The following is a 19,878-nucleotide window of genomic DNA, read 5'->3' as shown; positions in this document are numbered from 1 at the left end:
AAGTGCCAGGATTAGTAATCACAATAGATGGACCTGCTGGTTCGGGTAAAAGCACTGTTGCCAGGATTCTTGCTGAAAAGTTAGGGTTTATGTATTTGGACACAGGCGCTATGTACAGGGCAGTCACACTTAAGGCGGTAAGAGACAATGTTAATTTAGAAGATGAAAAGGCATTGGTTTCTATTGCGGGAGGTATGAAGATAAGTTTTAAAAAAGAAAAACACGGCAGGGTTCTTGTATTTGCAGATGGTGAAAATGTTTCAGGTGTTATAAGAACAACTGAACTTACAACAAAGGTTAAGTCCATTGCAAGGATTCCTAAAGTTAGAGAAATTTTAGTTAATAAACAGAGACAGATGGCAGAATCCGGGAATGTTGTTCTTGAAGGCAGAGATACAGGAACAGTTGTGTGTCCTGGCGCCGATTTAAAATTTTTTTTGGATGCGGATCTCAAAAAAAGGGTTTTAAGAAGGTATGAGGAAATAAAACTAATAAATCCATTTATAACGGTTGAAGAAATTGAGAAAGAACTCTGCGTTAGAGATAAAAGTGACTATTCAAGGAAAACAGGACCATTAAAACAGGCGGATGATGCGGTAAGGATTGATACAACCCATATGGATATAGAATCAGTTGTGCAATATCTGTATGATTATATCAAAAAATCTGTGAGCATAAATTCCAAGCGCCTTGGCACCAAGATACAAATGACAAAAAAATAACAAATGTCAAATGTCAAATAGATATCAACAGGTCATACTTTTTGTCATCTGGATTTTGGATTTGATTTGACATTTAGATTTTGACATCTGGCATTTGCTACCAGTTATCTGTTCTATTAGGGTAAGTGTAAGGGGCGCTCTTTAAGGCAAATATGAAACATAACCTGTGGTACGCTTTTTTTAAGGTTTTAGGCAGTGTTCTTTGTAAAATATTATTTCGCATCCGCTTTTTCGGGGTACAAAATATCCCCTCCTCGGGTGGATTTATTCTTGCAAGTAATCATACAAGTTATCTTGACCCTGTAATGCTTGGTGTTGCCTGTCCACGGGAATTAAATTTTCTTGTAATGAAAGAGCTTTTTGATGTCCAATTTCTTTCCTGGATTATAAAACGTTGTAATACTTTCCCGATAAACCGCAAGAGACCTGATGTGGGTGCATTAAAAGAATTTTTTAAAAGATTAAGACAGGGAAGGGGTGTTGTGATATTTCCTGAAGGAACAAGATCAGCAGACGGAACTTTGATGAAGCCTGAAAGAGGAGTAGGCCTTATTGCAATAAAGGCAGGTGTGCCTGTGGTTCCTGTGTATTTAGAAGGCACACATAATGCGCTTCCGGTGGGTGCGAAATGGATAAGACTGTATCCTGTAAGTGTCTGGTTTGGGAAACCAATAATGACCGGGACCCTTAAAGGGGCAGGGAGTTTTCAAGGTGCAAGTGAAATTATTATGGAAGGGATAAAGAGCCTTAAAAATTGAAGATAATAGTTGGTAAGTGTAGTGGATTTTGTTACGGTGTTAAAAGGGCAATAAGAATTGCCGAAGACACAATTAAAGATGCCCCTGCATATTCAATAGGCCCTTTAATACATAACCCATATGTTGTTGAAGAACTTAATAAAAAGGGTTTAAAGGTTGCAGATAATTGGCAGGATTTAAAAAATTGCACAGGTGTTATAAGATCGCATGGGATTTCTCCTCAAATAGTAAACAAATTAAAAAAACAGAATGTAAAACTTGTTGATGCAACCTGCCCTAATGTTATAGCAATACAGAGTATTGTAAAAAATATCATTAAAAGTGGATATGATTATTGTATAATAGTAGGAGATAAAACACATCCCGAGGTTCGTGGGCTTTTTGGATTTTGTAAGAGCAAGGGGATTGTTATAAGCGATATTGGAGAATTAGAAGGTAATCTTATAAAGGGTAAAAAAATAGGAATTGTATCTCAGACCACACAGGATCCTGGCAACTATTTTAAGGTAGTAAAGAAGTTTTTTGATTTTGCACCGCTTGAGATTAATATATTTAATACGATATGTAAAGATGTGATAAGAAGACAGGAAGAAGCAACCCATCTTTCTAAAAATGTTTCTGCAATGATTGTTCTGGGGGGCAAGTCAAGTGCAAACACAAAAAGACTTGTGAAGATATGTAAGAGACACTGTAAAAATGTGTGGTATTTGGAAGGAACAGAGCAGGTGCCTGCATCTTTGAGTAAGGAGGTGAAAACTGTTGGTATTATAAGTGGAGCCTCCACTCCACGGCTGGTTGTAAGGAAAATTGCGAAAGAATTAAATGGGTAAGGAAGATTTCAAGGTTTCGAGGCATCGAGAGTAAAACATCAAGATAAAATCAAGATTTCACCGTTGACACCTTGAAACCTTGACACCTTGATACCCTAATGAAGGGTTAATATAAAAGGAGAAATTTAAAAAATGGAACAGACAAAAGAACAGATGGAGCAACTTTATGTTCAAACATTTAAAGCAGTTAAAGAAGGGGATTTGGTAGAAGGGACAGTTTTGTATGTAACCTCTAAAGATGTTATTGTTGATATAAATTATAAATCTGAGGGGAGAATCCCATCTGAAGAAGTAACAGACATAATAGACTTAAAACCTGGTGACAAGATACTTGCCATTGTTGATGAGGTTGAAGGGGAAGATGGTATGCCTCTTCTTTCAAAAAGGAAGGCAGATAGACAGTTCGGGTGGGAAAACCTATTGAAGAATTTTAAAGAAGGTGATTTGATAGAGGGGAAAATTATAAAAAAGATAAAAGGGGGATTGATGGTTGATATCGGAATGGAAGCATTTCTTCCGATATCACAGATATTGCAGCATCCAAAACAGAATCTTTCTGGGTTTGAAAAGAAGAAATTAAAGTTTAAGATAATGAAAATAAACAGGACAAGAAAAAATGTTATCCTTTCAAGAAAAGAGGCAATTTCATCAGAAAAAGAACAGACAAGAACAAAAATCCTTCAATCGCTTGAACCGGGTCAGATAAAAAAAGGCATCATAAAGAATATAACAGGTTTCGGTGCGTTTATTGATATAGGAGGGGTTGACGGTCTTCTTCATATTACGGACATAACATGGGGCAGGATTAAACATCCATCAGAATATCTTTTCATGGGGAAAGAAGTTGAGGTAATGGTTCTTAATGTGGATAAGGAAAAACAGAAAATTTCATTAGGAATGAAACAGATGTCTGCAAATCCCTGGGAAAGTATAGAAGAAAAGTATCCCATTGGGACGAAGGTGCAGGGAAAAGTAGTAAATATCGTTTCTTATGGTGTGTTTGTAGAATTAGAAAACGGCATAGAAGGGCTTGCGCACATTTCAGAATTCTCATGGACAAGAAAAATTAACCACCCGCAGGAGATGTTTAAATTGGGAGATATTGTTACAGCAGCGGTTTTAAGTATAGAAAGGGCAAACCAGCGGATTGCACTCGGCTTAAAGCAGTTGGAACCCAATCCTTGGGAAAACATAGAAGAAAGATTTAATGTAGGCTCACAGGCAGAAGGAGTTATCAAAGCATTTTCAGAGCAGGGGGCAATTGTAGAATTAGAAGGCGGTATAGACGGTATTATACATAACTCTGATATAAGTTGGACAAGGTATATCAATCACCCTTCAGAAGTATTTAAAAAGGGCGAAAGGCTCAGTGTGATTGTTCTTGCAATAGATACGGATGGACAGAAGATATCATTGGGTCTGAAGCAGTTGCAAGAAAACCCCTGGCCAGGTATTGTTGAAAAATATACCGTGGGCAGGGTTGTGGAGGGCATTATATGTAAGATCACAAATTTCGGTACATTTGTTGAACTTGAACAAAATCTACAATCACCCACATCTGCGGTAGAAGGGCTAATCCATATATCTGGATTGAACATCCCTGAAAACAAAAATATTAATGAGTTTTTTAAAGAGGGGATGAAGGTTTTGGTAAAAGTTATAAAAATTGACGAAAAACAAAAGAAAATCGGTCTTGCGCTTGAGAAAAAATTAAATGAAACCCAATAAAAAACTAAAATTGGGACTCCCAAAAGGAAGCCTTCAGGAATCAACTATAAAGATGTTTAAGAAGGCTGGGTTTAATATCTATGTAAGCGAAAGGTCATATTATCCTGTTGTGGATGATGAACAGATAGAGGCACTGCTTATAAGAGCACAGGAAATGCCACGATATGTTGCAGCAGGCGTTCTGGATTGTGGAATAACAGGACAGGACTGGGTGAATGAGAATGATTGTGATGTGGTACAGGTATGTGAACTTACATATTCAAAGGCTACATCTGGTCCTGTTAGATGGGTGCTTGCCGTTCTGAAAGATTCTAATATAGAATCCGTAAAAGATTTGGAAGGGAAAAGAATTGCCACAGAGCTTGTGCAGGTTACAAAAAAATATCTTAAAAATCATAATGTCCATGCAGATGTTGAATTTAGTTGGGGAGCAACAGAAGTAAAGCCGGCGCTGGGACTTGTAGATGCAATTGTAGAATTAACAGAAACAGGCTCTTCACTTCGCACAAATAGGTTAAAGATTATTGATAATGTATGCATATCAAAAACGCAGTTTATATCTTCACACAGTTCCTGGTCCGATTTATGGAAAAGAAATAAGATGCAAACAATAGCACTTTTGTTAAGGGGCGCTATTTTTGCAGAGGAAAAGGTTGGTTTAAAGATGAATGTCCATTCAAAAAACTTAAAAAAAGTTCTTTCAATATTACCGGCCATGAAAAAACCCACAGTTGCACCTCTTTCCACAAAAGGATGGTATGATGTAGATACAATTATTGATGAGAAGATTGTAAGAGATTTAATACCGAAACTTCTCAAAACAGGAGCAGAGGGGATAGTAGAATATGCGCTAAATAAAGTGATACCATAGTTAGCAGAGCACCAGTCACCAGTCTGGTGCTCTGGTGCCTAGTGCTCTAAACAGAAGGGGGGGGATGTTTGTATGCCTTGCGGGAGAAAACGCAAAAAAGCAAAAATGGCAAAACATAAAAGAAAGAAGAGGCTGAGAGCAAACCGTCATAAGAAGAAATAATGTTAAATGTTATGTATGAACAGAGCACCAGAGCACCGGAGCACCAGTCACCAGTCTGGTGCATCAGTCACCGGTCTGGTGCACTGGTGTGAGGGGAATTAGAACTTACAGGTTCTTAACAATAGAATAACAGAAAGGGGGATGTTTGTATGCCTTGCGGGAGAAAACGCAAAAAAGCAAAAATGGCAAAACATAAAAGAAAGAAGAGGCTGAGAGCAAACCGTCATAAGAAGAAATAATGTTAAATGTTATGTATGAAATACCGAAATTCCGACATAAGGATTATAAGGATTAAACAAGTATTTAATTCCCCTTTCGTAAAGGGGTGCCTGCGTTAGCCAGGCGGGGTATTGGGTTATAAGGTAGCATTGAATACCCCGTCAGACCTTCGGTCTGCCACCCCTTTTTGAGAAAAGGGGAATGAGTTCGTATTTCATCCCCATGTCGGAATTTCAGTTATGAAATACCTTCAATGCAAGGTGTAAAACAGTGCGTCATCCATCCTGATTGCACCTGAGGTGAAAAACCAAAAATTGTAATGGAAAAAGAAGCGGCATAATCTCCCAGAACACCAGTGCATCAGAGCACCAGTAAACTAGTCACTTCTCTGGTGTCTGTTGTTCTAAAAGGGGGGGAGAGTAAGATTATGGATAAGGTAGAATTGGCAATTTTTTCTGGTTCATCAAATCATAAATTGACAGAAAAAATATGTAAATATTTAGATATTCAACAGGGCAATGTATGTATTACTAATTTTCCGGACGGTGAAACACATATAAAAGTAGATGAAGATGTAAGGGGAAGAGATGTATTTATAGTTCAGTCAACCTGTACACCTGTGAATGAAAATCTTGTAGAATTATTAATTTTTTTTGATACACTTAAAAGGGCATCGGCAAGAAGAATAACTGCTATTATGCCATATTTCGGGTATACAAGGCAGGACAGGAAAGACAGACCCAGGGTTCCTATTACGGCAAAACTTGTTGCAAATCTTATTACGATTGCCGGTGCAAACAGGGTGCTCACTGTTGATTTACATGCAGGGCAGATACAAGGCTTTTTTGATATTCCTGTTGACCATCTTTTTGCAGTAAACGAGTTTGTAGAATATTTTGAAAAGCAGAGGCTTAAAAATCCTGTTGTTGTATCACCTGATGTTGGGGGAATTAAAATGGCACGGGCATATGCAAAACGTTTAAAGGCATCCCTTGCTGTTGTTGACAAACAAAGGGTAAATGATAGGGAAATAGAAGTGATGAACATATTAGGAGAGGTAAAGGATAGAGATGTTGTTATAGTAGATGACCTTGTTTCTACCGCCGGGACACTTGTTGAGGCCGCAGATGCACTTAAAAAAGCAGGGTCCAAAACGGTATATGCGGCTGTAACACATCCTGTGTTAGCAGGACCTGCCATTGAAAGGATACGAGGCTCCAGTATTGAAAAACTTGTTGTGACAGATACAATACCACTTGCCGCAGATAAACAAATAGACAAAATACTTGTTCTATCTATAGCACCACTTCTAGGAGAAGCTATAAGAAGAATTCATAAAGAAGAATCGGTAAGTATTTTATTTAACTAGAAAGGAAACATGAAACAGGTTACATTGGGCGCAGATGTCCGAGAAGAAAAGGGAAAATCAAGGGTTAAAGCATTAAGGAAGTCTTCTATTATTCCAGCAGTAGTTTATAGAAAAGGAAAAGACGCTGTTCCTATCCAGGTAAAGATTGGTGACTTGAATAAAGTGTTTAAAACATCAGGGAGTGAAAATATTTTGATAAATCTGAAATTAAAAGGAGAAAACAAGGATAGAACAGTAATAATAAAAGAATTACAATATGACCCGGTACATGGAAAACTTCTTCATATAGATTTTAATCAGATACTTCTTACAGAGAAGTTAAGAATTACAGTTCCGATATCGGTAAAAGGCTCTGCACCGGGCGTAAAAGAAGGAGGCCTTTTACAACATATTATGTGGGAAGTTGAGGTTGAGTGTCTGCCAACGAATATACCGGATAAGATAGATGTAAATGTATCAAATCTAAACATAGGTGATGCAATACATCTGAAGGAATTAAAATTGCCTGAAGGTGTCCGTATAATGCGTGATATGGAACTTGTAGTTATAAGTGTTGCTGCACCTGTTGAGGAGAAAGTTGAAGAGGTACTGCCTGGTGTTGCTATAGCAGAGCCTGAGGTTATAAAAGAAAAGAAGATGGAAGAAGAACCCGAAGAAGATAAAAAGAAAGAAAAGACTAAGGAGTAGTTTTGCACTGTATTGTTGGGCTTGGAAATCCAGAAGAAAAATATCAAGACACCAGGCATAATCTCGGGTATAATGTTGTAGTATTTCTTGCAAAACAACATAATAAAAAATTCCGAAAATTTTATAACTCTAAAATATGTGAAATTATTGTAGATGGTAAAAAAACTTTGCTTGTTCTTCCTCTTACATTTATGAATAAAAGCGGAGTTGCGGTTTATGAAATTATAAAAAATAAACATATTTGTCTTGATAATCTTCTCATTGTATTAGATGATATATCGTTGCCCGCAGGACAGGTAAGGATAAGGAAAAGGGGTTCGGCGGGCGGACATAAAGGATTACAATCAATAATACATTATTTGCGAACAAATGAATTTCCAAGGTTAAGAATAGGGATAGGTCCGAAACCCACAGGAATAAGTCTTGAGAAATTTGTTCTTTTACACATGGGAAAGCAGGATATTAAAAAAATAGAGGTTATATTAAAAGAATCCGTTGATGTTTGTGAGTTTTGGGTTAAAAATGGAACAGATGAAACAATGCATAAATATAACTGACGGCTCGGGGAGTTTCCCGAGAGACCTATCATATAACTGGTTTTATTGCTGTAAAAGGAGGTGTTGCAGAGGGTGAGGGTTTATGAAGGGATGTTTGTAACAAAAGTTGTCTTTTTAAAAGAAGATGAGGAACAGCTCCTGGGACAGATAGAGGAAAACATTACAAAACAGGGGGGCAAGATTCTGGAGAAACAGAGTTTAGGCAAGAGAAAGCTTTCCTATACCATACAAAAGCAAACAGAAGGGGGATATACAAGATTTTTGTTTGAAATAGAACCGTCTTCCGTTAGAATACTTGAAAGAATCTACAGGCTCCAGGATGGGATTTTAAGATTTGGGATATTTTTATGTGAACAAAAACAACGAGGTAAAAAATAACTTGTCCTCGTGAAAGCAGGGGTCAGTTACGAAAAATAGACGACTGATGATTTAAGCAATAGAGCATTGGAGCATACCAGTGACTTTCGCCTGGTGTGCTCTTGTGCCCTGGAAAGAGGGAGAGGTATGGCGAGTTTTAATCGTGTATTTTTAATAGGTAATCTTACAAGAGATCCTGAATTGAGGTATATAGCAAGCGGGCAGGCTGTGGCAACATTTTCAATTGCTGTAAATCGTGTTTTCAAACTTGCAACAGGGGAGAAAAAAGAAGAAGCCACATTTATCAGAATAGTTGCATGGGGAAAAAACGCCGAAAGCTGCAACAAATACTTATCCAAAGGCAGTTCAGTTTTTGTTGAAGGTCGTATTCAAACAAGAAAATGGGTTGGGGATGATAAAATAGAAAGAACCACCACGGAGGTTGTTGCAATAAATGTTCAATTCCTTTCAAGACTAAAAGAAATACCCCCCTCTGAAGAAACATCTGAATCAGCAGAGGCACATGAACAACCAACTCCAGAAGCAAATTCTAATAAAAATGTTCCATTTTAATAAAAACAGGCGACAGGTGTTCCGGTGCTCCGGTGCCTGGTGCTCTGGTGCTCTGGTGCTCTTATGAGAGGAGATATGGAAAAAAAGGTGAATAGAAGAAGATTTTTTACAGTCAGATCTTCTTTTTGTACATTTTGTAAAGATAATACAAAAGATATAGACTATAAAGATTCGGGAAAGCTTGCAAAATATATTACAGAGAGAGGGAAGATGATTCCGTCTCGCATAACAGGCACCTGTGCGTGGCATCAAAGGTCACTTGCCAGAGCAGTCAAACGGGCCCGTTACCTTGCTCTTTTACCAACAGGTTCTGTGGCTTAGGAGTGAAATTCCGACATAAGAATTATAAGGATTAAACAAGTATTTAATTCCCCTTTCGTAAAGGGGTGCCTGCGTTAGCAGGTGGGGTATTGGGTTATAAGGTAGCATTGAATACCCCGTCAACTTCGTTGCCACCCCTTTTAAGAAAAAGGGGAATGAGTTCGTATTTCATCCTTATGTTGGAATTTCAGTTAAATTATGAAAATTATTTTTAGAAAAGATGTTGAAAATATTGGTAAAATTGGAAATATTCAGGATGTAAAAGACGGCTATGCAAGGAATTATCTTATCCCAAGAGGGTTAGCAGTTGAATATTCTAAAAAAATTGCACAACAAATAGAAAATGAAAAAAAACATCAGGAAGCTCTGCAAGTTAAAATAAGACAGGATATGGAACAGGTTGCAAAAAATATTTCTAATACCTCTGTAACAATTCGTATGAAAGCAGGAGAAGAAGATAAAATCTTTGGCACTGTAACATCCTCTGATATAGTAAATGCCTTAAAAGAGCAGGGTATTTCTATTGATAAAAGGAATGTTCACATAACAGAAGAGATAAAAACATTAGGGGTTTATACTGTCCAGGTTCATCCTTACAAAGATATAATTGCAAGTCTTAAGGTTTGGGTTATTAAAGAGTGAAATGGAAAGACTTCCTCCACAAAATTGTGAAGCAGAAATGGCTGTTCTTGGAAGCATGATACTTGAAATAGAAGTAGCAGAAGAAGTATTCTCTACTCTTACGGCGGATGATTTTTATAAAGAATCACATGCAAAAATATTTAATGCTTTAAAAAAACTTCATCAACAGAACCAACCCCTGGATAGTCTTACACTTATAGAGCAACTTAAAAAAGATAATGTACTTGATACAGTGGGTGGTCCTACTGCTATTACAAGTATTGCCTTGTCTGTTCCAACTGCTGCTAACTGTAATTATTATGCACAGATTGTAAAAGAAAAAGCCACTCTTAGAAAACTTATCCACTATTGCTCTGAGATTGCAACATCCTCATATGAACAGAATGTGTCTGCTGAAGATATGCTTGATATAGCAGAAAGCAGGATATATTCTATTTCCACAGATAGATATACTCAAAAAGAGTTTCCCATCTCTGAGGTATTGCATGAAACTGTTGCAATGATAGATTCGGTTTCACAGGGAAATAAAGAACCCGGGGTTGTTTTAACTGGTTTTTATGAACTTGATGGACTGACAAGGGGGCTGCAACCGGGTGAGTTAACATTGCTTGCTGCAAGACCCAGCATCGGTAAAACTTCGTTTATGTGTTGTGTTGCAGAAAATGCTGCCTCAAATAATATTCCTGTTGCTATATTCAGCCTTGAGATGTCTAAAATGGAGCTTACCTTCCGTATGCTTTGTTCCTGCGCAAGGGTGAACAGTCATAATATAAGACAGGGGAGAATAGCCAATCAATGGGCAGATATACAAATTGCAGCCGGTAAATTGAATGAACTTAAAATATATATTAATGAAAGTGCTGTCTTAACTCCTGTGCAACTACGGGCTGCTACACGAAGGCTAAAACGGAAATATGATATCGGTCTTATTGCGATAGATTATCTGCAACTTATGACACATGGCGAAAGAAGGTTTGAAAACAGACAACAGGAGGTTTCTGACATATCAAGAGCATTAAAATCAATGGCGAAAGAATTGAAAATACCTGTTCTTGCATTATGCCAGTTATCAAGAGAGCCGGAGCGAAGAGACAGAAAAAACAGCGAACCCCGTCTTTCAGATTTAAGAGAGAGTGGTTCCCTTGAGCAGGATGCCGATGTGGTTTTTATGTTGTGGAGAGATACTGAACAGGATGAAGAAGATAGTTTTTCACAAGGCGATGCTTCTAAGAAACAGGGTCATACTGTCAAACTTAAGGTTGCAAAACAAAGAAATGGTCCTACAGGCGCCATAGACCTTGTATTTCTTAAGGAATACACAAGATTTGGGAATAAAAGCCCAATAGAAGATGGATACTAAAGCCGTTGCCTGTTGTCAGTTGTCTATCTCCCGTATTCTGTTCCAGCCTGCGGCAGACAGGGTTCAAGGTATCAGAACATAGGTAACGGGCAACTGGTGCTCTGGTGCTCTGGTGCTCTGGTGCTCTGGTGCTCTGGTGCTCTGGTGTTACGGTGAGCGATATACTAACGACAGAATACGGTCTACGGTTTACGGATAAATAAAGGGGAATAAATATGCGGATATACAGGATGATAGTATATATATTTTTAGTTTGCTTTATTTTTTCCAGTACTTCTATAACAAGGTCTTTACTGGCTCAACAGAAAGAGGAAAAAGCAGAATGGGAGCAGGAACAAGAAGATATTTTCCCCGATAAAGAGGTTGGGATAAATTTTGAAAAAGCGGTTGCTATCCCAACCCGTACAGTAAGGGAACTTGAAATAAAAGGGAATAGGAATGTAAGTACAGATGTTATTTTATCAAAGATAAAATTGCAAGCAGGCCGGAGCTTTTCACAGGATGTTTTAAGTGAGGATATAAGAAGGCTTTATGCCACTGGCTTCTTCTCAGATATAAGTGTTAATGTAGAAGATGTTGAAGATGATATTAAAATAATTTTTATAGTAGTTGAAAAAGCAGTCATATCTTCTATTGAGTTTGAGGGCAATAAAAATATAAGGTCCAGGCTTTTAACAGCAACAATAGAAAGCAAGATTATAGAAATACTTGATCCTGGAAAGGTGCGGCGGGATAGTCTAAAGATAAAAAAACTTTATATTGATAAAGGATGGGCCGATGTAGATGTTACATATTACATACAGATGCAGGATGAAGAACAAAGGGCGTCTGTAAAGTTTATAATAAATGAAGGGCAGAGGGTACGAATAAAAGATATTAAGGTAGAAGGCAACTTCGCATTTCCCGATAGAAGAATATTAAGGATTATAAAAACCAGAAGACGCACTCTTTTCTCATCCGGTTTTATAAAAAGGGATGTTCTTAGAGAAGATGTTAACAGAATCCAGTCTTTTTATCGTTCGCAGGGATTTTTGGATGTAAAAGTAGATTCTAAAATAGAACAGAAGGACAACCTCCTTTATCTTACAATAATTATTGATGAAGGTGAAAAGTATATTATCGGGGATATCACGGTATCGGGCAATGAAATTGTCACAGAAGATGAACTTATTTCAAGGCTTAATATGAAAACAGGAACTATATTCAGTGAAGAGGGGCTGGATGCAGATATCAGAAATATACAGTCATATTATTTTGAACGCGGATATATCTCAGCAAGGATAAGGGCAAAAACCGCATTCAATAGAAAAACCCAGAGAATGGATATCGGATATGTTATTGCAGAAGGTGATGTGTATAGGGTAAGGCTCATAGATATAAAAGGGAATGTAAAAACAAAAGATGAGGTTATAAGAAGAGAACTGAAGATATACCCGGGCGATATTTTTGACGGTGAAAAATTAAAAAAAAGCAAGGAAAGACTTCATAACCTCGGCTATTTTGAAGAGATAAGTTATCAGATATTAGATATAGATATTCCGGACCAGAAGGACCTTGTGGTCCGGGTAAAAGAGACAAAGACAGGTGAATTTGCAATTGGCGCAGGATATAGCACCGTTGATGGATTATTAGGATTTGCAAGCATCACACAAAGGAACTTTGACCTTCTAAACTGGCCCACATTTACCGGCGGAGGACAGATATTAAAACTCTATCTTGACATTGCAGAAACCCGTCAGAACTATGAACTCAATTTCACAGAACCATGGTTTTTGGGTGAGCCCCTTCTTTTTGGTTTTGACATTTATGACAGAACACGTGGAAGAGGAAGAAGGGCAGGTCGTGGTTTTGAAGAAAGAAGAACAGGCGGTGCTTTAAGATTAGGGCAAGAGTTTTTAGAATATACAAGGTGGGATACCACATATCGTTTAGAAGAGGTTGAAATATCAAATATTGTCGGGCTTGCATCTCAGGCGCTAAAAGATGAAGAGGGAACATATCTTATAAGCGGTCCTGAATTAAAACTGAGCCGGGATACAAGGGATAATATCTTTAACCCAACAAAGGGTTATACTACATTTGTTTCTACAAGAGTAGCCGGAGGGCCTTTTGGGGGTGATAAAGATTATACAATCTATCAGGCCGGTTATGATATATTTTATTCATTATACCCTAAATGGGTTTTAAAACTTTCAACAAGGGGTGGATATGCCCAGGCCTTTGGTGATACACGAAATGTGCCTATATATGACAGATTCTATGCAGGAGGAGGAACTACCATAAGGGGTTATAGAGAAAGGGCAGTAGGTCCTCAGGATATTCTTTCAGGAGATATGATAGGTGGAGATGTTTTATGGCTTGGAAACATAGAGATAAATTTCCCTCTTTTTGGAGAGCACTTCAGAGGTGCAGCATTCTATGATGCAGGTTATGTATGGGCAAAGCCGGGCGATGTAGATTTTGGTGATATTGTTTCAGGCGTAGGCGTCGGTATAAGAGTAAAAACTCCTATAGGTCCTGTAAATTTAGATATTGGTTTTCCGCTGGATACTATACGGGGGGAGGAAAAAAAGCCCCAGTATTATTTTAGTATGGCACATAGATTTTAAAAACAAGGTGACTGGTAACCGGTAACTGGTGGCAGGAAATTATGACGCAGTTAGAGATAGCAAGAAAAGGTAAAATAAGTTCAATAATGCAAAGGGTTGCAAAAATTGAAAAAACAGACCCTGAAATATTAAGGAAAAAAATTGCAGAAGGCAGGGTTATTTTGCTTTCAAATACAAATAAAAACATTGAAAAACCCTGTGCAATAGGCGAAGGATTAAGGACAAAGGTTAATGCCAATATCGGAACATCCACAGATGTTGTGGATATAAAATATGAGGCTAAAAAACTTAAAATCTGTATATCAGCGGGTGCTGATGCTGTTATGGATTTAAGCACAGGCGGGGATTTAACAAAGATAAGAAAAGATATATTAAGAAATTGTAAGGTTCCGCTTGGAACTGTTCCAATGTATGAGGCCGCTGTTATTGCTGCAAGCAGAAGAGGCGGCCTTAAAACAATGACAGAAGATGACCTGTTCAATGCAATTGAAAAACAGGCACAAGAGGGTGTGGATTTTCAGACTGTCCACTGTGGCATAACATTAGAGTCTGTAGAAAGGATAAAAAAACAAGGCAGGATACTTGATGTGGTAAGCAGAGGTGGTGCACTTCTTATTGAATGGATGATATATAATAAAAGAGAAAATCCGCTTTATGAAAAATTTGATAAGATTATTGATATTGCAAGAAAACATGATATTGTCCTGTCATTAGGAGACGGATTAAGACCCGGTTGTGTTGCAGATGCAAGTGACAGGGGACAGTTTCAGGAGTTGATTATATTGGGCGAATTATGTAAAAAAGCGCAAAGCGCAGGTGTTCAGGTTATGGTTGAAGGGCCCGGTCATATGCCGATTGACCAGATTGTGCCGAATGTTATTCTTCAGAAAAAACTGTGCCAGGGCGCTCCGTTTTATGTGCTTGGGCCACTTGTTACAGATATTGCTCCTGGTTATGACCATATTACATCTGCGATAGGTGGTGCGGTTGCGGCATCAGCAGGAGCAGATTTCTTGTGTTATGTTACACCATCGGAACATTTAAGACTTCCCTCTCTTGAAGATGTCCAAGAAGGAATAATTGCAGCAAGAATTGCAGCACACTGTGCCGATATAGCAAAGAATATACCCGGTGCAATAGAATGGGATAAAAAAATTTCCATTGCAAGAAAAAAAAGAGACTGGAAAAAACAGATGGAATTGGCTATAGACCCTGTAAAACCATTTAAGATTCGTAAAAGTTCTCGTCCTATTTTTTCAGATGTATGCACTATGTGTGGTAAGTATTGTGCGATAAAATTGGTAGAGGAATATTTTAAATGAAACTTCTTGTTGTTGGTTCAGTAGGTCTTGATACCGTAAAGACACCGAAGGGTGAGGTAAAAGAGGTATTGGGCGGTTCTGCATCATATTTTTCTGTTGCTGCAAGTTTTTTTACACCTGTTAATCTTGTTGCAGTTGTCGGGACAGACTTCCCGAAGGAATATGTCCATCTTTTCTTATCAAGGAAGATAAATACAGACGGGCTTAAGACCGGTAATGGAAAAACATTCAGATGGAAAGGAGCATATGCATATGACCTGAACGAGGCTCGCACCATATGGACACACCTTAATGTATTTAAAGACTTTAATCCAACCCTTCCTCAAGATTACAGGCACAGTCAGTATATATTTCTTGCCAATATAGACCCAGAATTGCAGAGAAACATATTAAAACAGATCCATTCTCCTAAGGTTACTGCCTGCGATACAATGAATTACTGGATAGAAAACAAAAAAGCACAACTGTTGAAACTTCTAAAGGATGTTAATCTTTTTATACTTAATGATGTAGAAGCAAGAAAACTTACACAGGAACCCAATCTGATGAAGGCCGCAAGAGCAATTAAAAGACTTGGACCACAGATTATCGTAATAAAAAAGGGTGAACATGGTGCAATGATGTTAATAAAGAGTGATTTTTTTTCCATCCCCGCATATCCATTGGAGGAACTGTTTGACCCAACAGGCGCAGGAGATAGTTTTGCGGGCGGGATGATAGGGTATCTTACAAAGCAAGATAAAATGGACGAAGCAACACTTAAACATTCTGTGGTGTATGGGACCGTGCTTGCATCGTTTTGTGTGGAGGATTTCAGTTTAAACAGGTTAAAACAGTTAAACCTGTCTTCTATAAAAAAAAGATACAGAGAATTTGAGTTTCTAACACATTTTTAAGATAACGAAGAAGAGCATTCCCTGTTCCTGATTTTTCATAAAGACAAGTTTTAAGGGGAATAACACAAGCGGATGGTTATGCTCACAGGTGATTCTGATAAATGAGGCAGATTATTATAATTTCTTTTAATACATTTTTAGAAATTATCCGTCAGGGATTTTTTTCAATAATACTGTTTGTGTTTCTGGGACTTATCGCTGCAAGCCCTGCCTTTACAATGTTCACACTTGCAGAAAGTGGAAAGATGGTTATGGACACAGGTCTTGCCTCTATCCTTCTCTGTTCTCTTCTAATAAGCGGCTTTTCATCCTCCTCCTCTATATCATCCGAAATTGAAGGTAGGACCGCCCAGACAGTTCTTTCAAAACCCATTACGAGAGCGGGGTTTATTATAGGCAAATCTATAGGTTTATTGTTTTCAGTACTTCTTTCAGTTTATATATTAAGCATAGTGCTTATTGTGACAGTAAGAGCAGGGGTTCTTGATGCTGCATGGCAAAGGCTTGATACGACAAGTATGTTTGTTAAACTGTTCGGTCTTTTTCTCTCATTTTTATTTGCCTGTTTTGTCAACTATTTTTATGATAAGCCTTTTAGGTCCTGCCTTATACTTTCTCTTGCATTTTTTTATACAATGGGTATAATATTTTTGTTGTTTATAGGGCCTGATTGGAACCTGGCATTTGCTCGTAACCTGAACTTAGAACTTGTCAAAGCCTGTGCTCTTATTGCCTTATCCAGCCTTATTATATCGTCAGTATGCCTTGCACTTTCTACAAGATTGAATCTTGTTTTAACAATATTGATATCTGTTTCTATATTTATAACAGGACTCGTATCTGATTTTATATTGGGAGAATTCGCAAGCGCACCTATTTTTACATTCTTTTATGCTATAATTCCAAATTTCCAGATTTTCTGGATGGCAGATGCATTGATATTTGAAAAGACAATTCCAACCATCTATATCTTTAATGCATTTTTATATACAGTGCTATATGTATGTGCCGCTATAATTATTGGAATATTGCTTTTTGAAGAAAGGGAAGTGTAGGCAATGCAAACATTAGATATCAAGGTTCAGAATAGAGATACAGTTGAAAAAGGGATATATTTGTGCAGAACCGGTTTAAAGGTTTCAATCTCTGGGCTTATTCTGCAGTCTATTGCCGCAATATCTGTTCTTATTCTTTCTGCAACAAATCTCTCTGTTCTTCAAAAAGGGCTTGCCTTATATCTTGTTTCTGGTATGCCTGTTTGGCTCATTGTTATTTTACATATTCATCAGCAAAAACTTGCACTGCTTGAACAGATTGAAGAAGAGGAACTTAAAAGCAGATATGAAGATAAGTCAAAAATTTTTGAACAGATCTCATCAGTCTACAGTGCAAAAGAGAGATTAAAACAGGTTGAAAAGTGGGTTGTCCCTGTATTTTCAATACTGATAGCGACCTTTAGCCTGTATCTTTCTTTTATATATTTCAATGTTTTAACAGATCCTGCTTTTATTATCAAAAATCCGGCTCTTTCAGCAGCATTTCTTTTCCCCTTAAGTTTCTTTCTTTTTTTACTTGGTAAGTTTTCGGCATGTTTAAGCGAAAGTTTATTATGCAAGCCCCTGCGGGCCGGTTCTTCTGTTATGCTTGCAGGTGCTCTTTTATGTTTTGTATCAGGTATTTCATCTTCGCTTTTCCATTTTGGTTTTCAGGTGCAAGAGAAAGTTTTTTCTTTTTTAATATTTATACTGCTTGCTGTTCTTGGAGCAGAGAAACTGGTCTGTTTTATACTTGAGATTTACAGGCCAAAGACTGAAGCATCTAAATATTTTTTATATGAAAGCAGAATACTGTGTCTTCTTGTAAAGCCAAAGAATATAACCGGTGCAATACTGGAGTCACTTAATTATCAGTTTGGGTTTAAGGTCTCACAGGTATGGCTTTTCAGTTTTTTTGAGAAGATTCTCGCTCCTCTTATACTTTTTCAGGCAGGGGCTTTTCTTTTACTTACCGTTGTGGTAACTGTGGGTCCGGGAGAAAGAGCCATTGTAGAACGTTTCGGAAAACCAAGAAAATATGGCGAGGTCCTTTTACCGGGGATTCATTTTAAGTGGCCTTTTCCTATTGAAAAGGTCTATACATATCCTTTTGATAAGGTGCAGGTTATGTGGTTGGGCTGTGAAGATGAGGAACATGAAAAAGCCAGAGGGGCATATCTGTGGACCAAAGCACACTATGAAATGGAACATTCATTTCTTGTCGCAGGAAAGACGCAGGAAGAAGACATGGCTGTTGCAAACATTATCTGTATGGATATTCAGGTCCAATATAAAATTAGAGATGTCCATTTGTATGCATACAGCACCTCAAATCCAGTTGCGGTTTTAAGAAACATTGCATACAGGAATGCCGTAAGAAAGTCTGCAAGTCTTGATATTATAGACGCTATGACAAGTGGAAGAATGGAATTTGCAAGAGGCTTAAAACATTCAATTCAGGACTTTGCTGACAGATATAACTTAGGGATACAGATTGTAAATGTTTTGCCTGCGAGCATGCATCCGCCTGTACATGTTGTCGATGCATATCAAGGTGTAATAGCGTCAATGGAACAGAAAGAAACATCCATTCTTAGGGCGAAGGGCTACAGAGCGGCGCTACTTCCTATTGCAAGTGCAAATGCTGCCTCTCTTATCTATCAATCAGAAAGTTATGCCGCAAGGACAGTTCTTCTTGCTTCTTCTGATGCTGAGAGATTTTCACAGCGGTTATTATCAGAAAGGGTTGTTCCATTATACTACAGGATGAAATTGTATCTTGATAGTTTAAAAATAGCGCTCTCGCCTACCAGAAAATACATACTTCCATCTGGTGTATCTGCTGGCAGGATAACAGTTATAAATTTGGAAGAAAAAGTTACGCCTGAGATGCTTTTTATGGAAAAGGAGGAAAACAAACGATGAAATCTATTTTTTCAATAATGGTTGCCGCAATAGTCGGCATCATACTTTTACTTACCGCAATTACATTTCAGGTAAGATTTGGAGAGGTTGCGGTTGTAACAACATTTGATAAACCAACAAGAAGTATCACAGAAGCCGGGCTTTATTTTAAGTTTCCTTTCCCTGTGCAAAAGGTTCGTAAGTTTGATGCAAGGTTGCAGGTTTTTGACGGACGAATTGAAGAGACATTTACAAAGGATGCAAAAAATATAATTGTGCTTGGGACTGTAGCTTGGAGAATAAAAGATCCTTTAAAATTTCTTACCAGTCTTGGGAATTTTTATGAAGCACAAAAAAATCTTGAAGGGCTGGTAAGAAGTTATCAGAATGCTGTTATAGGAACATACCCCTTAAGCAGTTTTATTTCTACTGATAGGGAAAAAATGAAATTTGACCAGATAGAAGAAGATATTTTAAGACCTGTTGCAAAAGAGTCATATGAAAGATATGGTATAGAGATTGCTTTTTTCAAGATAAAAAGACTTCTTCTTCCAGAAGCTGTAACTGAAAAGGTATTTGAGAGAATGAGGGAAGAAAGAAAAAGGCTCTCAAAAAAATACAGAGCAGAAGGAGAGGCCGAAGCCATACGAATAAGAGCAATGGCAGACTCTGAAAAAGAAAAGATTATTGTACGGGCAGAATCGCAAGGTAGGATAATAAAAGGACAGGCAGATGCAGAAGCTGCAAAGTATTATGAAGTATTTAAGGAAAACGAAGAATTTGCAATATTTTTAAAAAAACTTGAAGCATTAGAAGAGACGCTGAAACAGAAATCTACGGTTATTCTTGATACAAGAACCCCCCCTTTTGATTTATTAGAAGGAGAAAAAGATAGTAGATAGTAGGTAGTAGGTAGGGGGCTCCATTTCCTCTCTACTATCTCCTTGTTATTTAGT

The 19,878-nt window shown here is 37.7% G+C and carries 19 protein-coding genes; all 19 read left to right on the top strand.

Annotated features, from left to right (window positions below):
* The first annotated feature begins 2 nt into the window (after window positions 1–2).
* Window positions 3–722: a cytidylate kinase gene (locus B9J78_04280; GenBank protein MBA2124137.1), complete on the top strand. Its 720-nt coding sequence runs from the start codon at window positions 3–5 to the stop codon at window positions 720–722.
* Between the two features lie 152 nt (window positions 723–874).
* Window positions 875–1,480 carry a hypothetical protein gene (locus tag B9J78_04275; GenBank protein ID MBA2124136.1) on the top strand — a complete coding sequence of 202 codons (606 nt, stop codon included), beginning with the start codon at window positions 875–877 and terminating at the stop codon, window positions 1,478–1,480.
* Complete coding sequence (locus B9J78_04270) at window positions 1,477–2,310, top strand: 4-hydroxy-3-methylbut-2-enyl diphosphate reductase (GenBank protein ID MBA2124135.1); 834 nt, start codon at window positions 1,477–1,479, stop codon at window positions 2,308–2,310. Before B9J78_04275 ends, B9J78_04270 begins: the two co-directional genes overlap by 4 nt.
* Window positions 2,311–2,442: 132 nt before the next feature.
* Window positions 2,443–4,038, top strand: a complete 1,596-nt coding sequence (locus tag B9J78_04265) for a hypothetical protein (protein MBA2124134.1) — start codon at window positions 2,443–2,445, stop codon at window positions 4,036–4,038.
* Entirely contained in the window at window positions 4,025–4,909 is an 885-nt protein-coding gene (locus B9J78_04260; protein ID MBA2124133.1) for an ATP phosphoribosyltransferase, read from the top strand. The genes B9J78_04265 and B9J78_04260 overlap by 14 nt, the downstream gene beginning before the upstream one ends.
* An 808-nt stretch (window positions 4,910–5,717) precedes the next feature.
* Window positions 5,718–6,659: a phosphoribosylpyrophosphate synthetase gene (locus B9J78_04255; GenBank protein ID MBA2124132.1), complete on the top strand. Its 942-nt coding sequence runs from the start codon at window positions 5,718–5,720 to the stop codon at window positions 6,657–6,659.
* 9 nt (window positions 6,660–6,668) lie between these two features.
* Complete coding sequence (locus B9J78_04250; protein MBA2124131.1) at window positions 6,669–7,346, top strand: hypothetical protein; 678 nt, start codon at window positions 6,669–6,671, stop codon at window positions 7,344–7,346.
* 2 nt (window positions 7,347–7,348) lie between these two features.
* Window positions 7,349–7,903, top strand: coding sequence for an aminoacyl-tRNA hydrolase (locus B9J78_04245; GenBank protein MBA2124130.1), 555 nt, complete (start codon window positions 7,349–7,351; stop codon window positions 7,901–7,903).
* Window positions 7,904–7,975: 72 nt separating this feature from the next.
* Window positions 7,976–8,281: a 30S ribosomal protein S6 gene (locus B9J78_04240; protein MBA2124129.1), complete on the top strand. Its 306-nt coding sequence runs from the start codon at window positions 7,976–7,978 to the stop codon at window positions 8,279–8,281.
* A 126-nt stretch (window positions 8,282–8,407) separates the two neighbouring features.
* Window positions 8,408–8,833, top strand: a complete 426-nt coding sequence (locus B9J78_04235) for a hypothetical protein (protein MBA2124128.1) — start codon at window positions 8,408–8,410, stop codon at window positions 8,831–8,833.
* A gap of 75 nt (window positions 8,834–8,908) precedes the next feature.
* Window positions 8,909–9,154, top strand: a complete 246-nt coding sequence (locus B9J78_04230; GenBank protein ID MBA2124127.1) for a 30S ribosomal protein S18 — start codon at window positions 8,909–8,911, stop codon at window positions 9,152–9,154.
* A gap of 198 nt (window positions 9,155–9,352) precedes the next feature.
* Complete coding sequence (locus tag B9J78_04225) at window positions 9,353–9,796, top strand: 50S ribosomal protein L9 (protein MBA2124126.1); 444 nt, start codon at window positions 9,353–9,355, stop codon at window positions 9,794–9,796.
* 1 nt (window position 9,797) lies between these two features.
* Window positions 9,798–11,156 (top strand): replicative DNA helicase, encoded by a 1,359-nt coding sequence (locus B9J78_04220; protein ID MBA2124125.1) that lies wholly within the window; start codon window positions 9,798–9,800, stop codon window positions 11,154–11,156.
* A 215-nt stretch (window positions 11,157–11,371) separates the two neighbouring features.
* The gene (locus tag B9J78_04215) at window positions 11,372–13,765 is read left to right on the top strand and encodes an outer membrane protein assembly factor BamA (GenBank protein MBA2124124.1); all 2,394 of its coding nucleotides are present in this window, start codon (window positions 11,372–11,374) and stop codon (window positions 13,763–13,765) included.
* Between the two features lie 41 nt (window positions 13,766–13,806).
* Entirely contained in the window at window positions 13,807–15,087 is a 1,281-nt protein-coding gene (locus B9J78_04210) for a phosphomethylpyrimidine synthase (GenBank protein ID MBA2124123.1), read from the top strand.
* Window positions 15,084–15,983: a sugar kinase gene (locus B9J78_04205; protein ID MBA2124122.1), complete on the top strand. Its 900-nt coding sequence runs from the start codon at window positions 15,084–15,086 to the stop codon at window positions 15,981–15,983. Before B9J78_04210 ends, B9J78_04205 begins: the two co-directional genes overlap by 4 nt.
* Window positions 15,984–16,084: 101 nt before the next feature.
* Window positions 16,085–17,038 carry a hypothetical protein gene (locus tag B9J78_04200; protein ID MBA2124121.1) on the top strand — a complete coding sequence of 318 codons (954 nt, stop codon included), beginning with the start codon at window positions 16,085–16,087 and terminating at the stop codon, window positions 17,036–17,038.
* Window positions 17,039–17,041: 3 nt separating this feature from the next.
* The gene (locus B9J78_04195) at window positions 17,042–18,943 is read left to right on the top strand and encodes a hypothetical protein (GenBank protein ID MBA2124120.1); all 1,902 of its coding nucleotides are present in this window, start codon (window positions 17,042–17,044) and stop codon (window positions 18,941–18,943) included.
* Window positions 18,940–19,824: a hypothetical protein gene (locus B9J78_04190; protein MBA2124119.1), complete on the top strand. Its 885-nt coding sequence runs from the start codon at window positions 18,940–18,942 to the stop codon at window positions 19,822–19,824. The genes B9J78_04195 and B9J78_04190 overlap by 4 nt, the downstream gene beginning before the upstream one ends.
* Window positions 19,825–19,878 lie beyond the last annotated feature (54 nt).

Source organism: bacterium Unc6 (assembly GCA_013626165.1).
GTDB classification, from domain to species: domain Bacteria; phylum Omnitrophota; class Gorgyraeia; order Velesiimonadales; family Velesiimonadaceae; genus Velesiimonas; species Velesiimonas alkalicola.
The sequence above is the reverse complement of the archived record's forward strand: the minus strand, read 5'-3'. Positions and strand labels throughout refer to the sequence as shown.